The following is a 3,657-nucleotide window of genomic DNA, read 5'->3' on the forward strand; positions in this document are numbered from 1 at the left end:
AAGAATATCGAGCCGGAAGCGAATGCAGCATTGCTTGCCAGGCCAGTAAGCAGGCCGAGGGATAGTACTAAGGACTTCTTCATGACATAACCTGATTGGGTAAATGGGTCAAGTTTCAGTGCGGGGGTGGGCTGGGTCTTTCCAGTTTTCCGTTTTCGCCCCGGCGCTGATTCTATTTGTCATGAGATTTATCGGGCTGTAGGAATAAGCCGGACAACTTTGCGATCTTTCGCTTTGTTACAAGATCTTGAGGTGTAGGCTTCCACAGGTGCCCTGGCGTTACCAGGGCACGTGAAATCAGGTTAATGGGTACTGCTTGGACCACTCTGGCTCAGCAGTTGCTTTTCCAGGTTCCAGTCGAATGGCTCTGCGTTCAACTCGGCCTCGTGGCGACGCTCTTCAAGCTGCTGATAAAGCGCCAGCTCCTCGTCTGGCATGAAGTGCAGGCAATCGCCAGCGAAAAACCACAGCAAGTCACGCGGCACCAGATGAGCGATCTGCGGGTAACGCTGGATCACCTGACACATCAGGTCCTGGCCCAGGTACTGGCTCTCAAGCGGATCCTGCGGCAATAGCGTCAGCAGTTCGTCGAAGCGTTCGAGGAACAGGGCGTGGCTTTCTTCTGGCACCTGTTCTGCTTCACCCAGCGCCACCAGAATGGTACGCAGGTGCTGGAGCAGTTGCAGGTGATATTCCAGGTAGGGGTTGGCCATGGAATGGGTCCTCGGTATGGCTGAAACGGGGGGCGGAGTATACGCCGCCCCCCCTTTCTCGCGAAGGGTCAGCGCACCTTGCCCGGTTCGGCGAGCAACTGCGCCTTGTCGAAGGCATCGACATCGATCACCTTGCGTCGAGCCTGTTCGGCTTCGTGCAGCCGCTGGCCCTCGCCGGGTTGCAGCACGCCTGCCTCGACGGCGGCGTCGATATCGGACTGGCCGGGGGCAGGCTGGACTTTGCCTTCCTTGACGGCTTGGTACAGGGCCTTGCTCAACTGTGCCGTGTCTTCGAGCAGGTCACTGGCCCGTTGCAGATCCGCGACCGGGTCGTGTTGTGCCTGCGGGCGGTAGCAGCCGGCCAGCAGTTCCTCCAGTGCCGGATCGCCCTTGCGCCGGCCGATCAGCTCGGCCACCTCGGCATCCAGTTCATCACCGGGGCCTTTATGGCGGCGGCCGAAGGGGAATACCAGCACCCGCAGCGCGCAGCCGACGAATCGGTTGGGGAAATTGTCGAGCAGGCGGTCCAGCGCACGCTCCGTCTGGGCCAGGCTTTCTTCCATGGCCCAGCGCAGCAGCGGCTGCAGGTATTCGGGCGAGCCTTGATCGTGATAGCGCTTCAGGGCGGCGCTGGCGAGGTACAGATAGCTCAGCACATCACCAAGCCGGGCGCTGAGGCGCTCGCGACGCTTGAGCGCCCCACCCAGCAGCATCATCGAAAGGTCGGCCATCATGGCAAACGCCGCCGCCTGGCGGTTCAAGGCGCGGAAGTAGCCCTGGCTCAGGGCATCGCCCGGCACCCGCTCAAAGCGACCCAGCCCCAGGCCGTAGACCAGGGTGCTGGCCGCATTGCCGGCGGCGAACAGGATGTGTTTCATCAGCAGGTCATCGAATTCCTTGAGTGCCTGATCGCGGTCTTCACGCCCGGCCAATGCCATTTCCTTGAGCACGAACGGATGGCAGCGAATGGCGCCCTGGCCGAAGATCATCAGGTTGCGCGAAAGGATGTTGGCGCCCTCGACCGTGATGAAGATCGGCGCACCTTGCCAGTTGCGGCCCAGGTAGTTGTTCGGGCCCATGATGATGCCCTTGCCACCGTGCACGTCCATGGCGTTCTGGATGCATTCGCGGCCACGCTCGGTCAGGTGGTACTTGAGGATCGCCGACAGCACCGAGGGCTTTTCGCCCAGGTCCACCGCCTTGGCGGTCAGCAGGCGGGCACTGTCCATCAGCCAGGCGTTGCCGCCAATGCGTGCCAGTGATTCCTGGATGCCCTCGAAGGCCGCCAGTGGCACGTTGAACTGCTCACGGATATTGGCGTACTGGCCGGTGACCAGGCTGGTGTACTTGGCAGCCCCTGTACCCACGGCAGGCAGTGAGATGGAGCGGCCCACCGACAGGCAGTTCATCAGCATCATCCAGCCCTTGCCGAGCATGGCCTGGCCACCGATCAGGAAGTCCAGCGGTACGAACACGTCCTTGCCGCTGTTGGGGCCGTTCATGAAGGCGGCGCCTAGCGGCAGGTGACGTCTGCCGATTTCCACACCCGGCGTGTCGGTGGGGATCAGCGCCAGGCTGATGCCCAGTTCTTCCTCATCGCCCAGCAGATGGTCCGGGTCGTAGGCCTTGAACGCCAGGCCCAGCAGGGTGGCGACCGGGCCGAGGGTGATGTAGCGCTTTTCCCAGTTCAGGCGCAGGCCGATCACTTCTTCGCCTTGCCACTGGCCTTTGCAGATGATCCCGGTGTCAGGCATCGCGCCAGCGTCGGAGCCAGCAAGCGGCCCGGTAAGGGCGAAGCAGGGGATGTCCTCGCCACGGGCCAGGCGCGGCAGGTAGTGGTTGCGTTGTTCGTCGGTGCCGTAGTGCAGCAGCAGTTCGGCAGGGCCGAGTGAGTTAGGCACCATCACGGTGGAGGCCAGGTCGCCGCTGCGGGTGGCCAGTTTCATCGCCACCTGGGAGTGGGCGTAGGCGGAGAAGCCCTTGCCGCCGTATTCCTTGGGGATGATCAGGGCGAAAAAGCCATGTTGCTTGATATGTGCCCAGGCTTCGGGCGGCAGGTCCAGGTCCTGACCGATCTGCCAGTCGCTGACCATGGCACACAGTGCTTCGGTCGGGCCATCGATGAAGGCCTGCTCTTCTTCAGTCAGCTTCGGTGCCGGGTAGGCCAGCAAGGTGCGCCAGTCGGGGCGGCCACTGAACAGTTCGCCGTCCCACCACACGGTGCCGGCGTCGATGGCTTCGCGCTCAGTCTGCGACATGGGCGGCAGGGTACGCTGGAACCAGCGGAATACCGGGGCGGTAAACACTTTGCGCCGCCACTGCGGGAGCGCGACCAGGGCGATCTTCAGGGCCAGCACCACCCAGATCAGCGCCAGCAGCCAGCCGGGTGCACTGCTGAAAATGCCCATCAACAGCACATAGGCCGCCACGATGCCGAGAATCTGCAAGGGCGCCAGGCGCCGGTGCGTGAGGTACGCCGCGCCGATCACCAGCACCACCAACCACAACAGCAACATAATCGGTCCTCCTTGGAACCAAGGGCTTGAGCCATTCCAGACAGCTTAGACGCAATGCTGTGAACAGCATGCTCAGAACAGTGACAGGGTGTGGCGGTGGGAGTTTCAGTTCATTTGTTCGCCTGTACCGTTCCATTCTCCCCTACAACGGTATGTGGCGAGCCCCCGATCGATGTAGGAGCGGGCTTGCCCGCGAATGCGATGGTGCTGCGACGCTGAATGATCTGGGACATTGGCCGGCAGGTCCGGCCCTTTCGCGGGTGAACCCGCTCCTACGACGGTACGTGGCGAGCCCCCGATCGATGTAGGAGCGGGCTTGCCCGCGAATGCGATGGTGCCGCGACGCTGAATGATCTGGGATATTGGCCGGCAGGTCCGGCCCTTTCGCGGGTGAACCCGCTCCTACGACGGTACGTGGCGAGCCCCCG

The 3,657-nt window shown here is 62.6% G+C and carries 2 protein-coding genes; both read right to left on the reverse strand.

Features of this window, described 5'->3' with window-relative positions; translation table 11 throughout:
* Window positions 1–302 precede the first annotated feature (302 nt).
* The gene (locus ACF8RA_RS00340; protein ID WP_010952919.1) at window positions 303–713 is read right to left on the reverse strand and encodes a PA2817 family protein; all 411 of its coding nucleotides are present in this window, start codon (window positions 711–713) and stop codon (window positions 303–305) included.
* Between the two features lie 68 nt (window positions 714–781).
* Window positions 782–3,229, reverse strand: a complete 2,448-nt coding sequence (locus ACF8RA_RS00345) for an acyl-CoA dehydrogenase (RefSeq protein WP_392518665.1) — start codon at window positions 3,227–3,229, stop codon at window positions 782–784.
* Window positions 3,230–3,657: the final 428 nt, after the last annotated feature.

The organism is Pseudomonas sp. FYR_5, assembly GCF_043106315.1.
GTDB lineage: Bacteria > Pseudomonadota > Gammaproteobacteria > Pseudomonadales > Pseudomonadaceae > Aquipseudomonas > Aquipseudomonas putida_Y.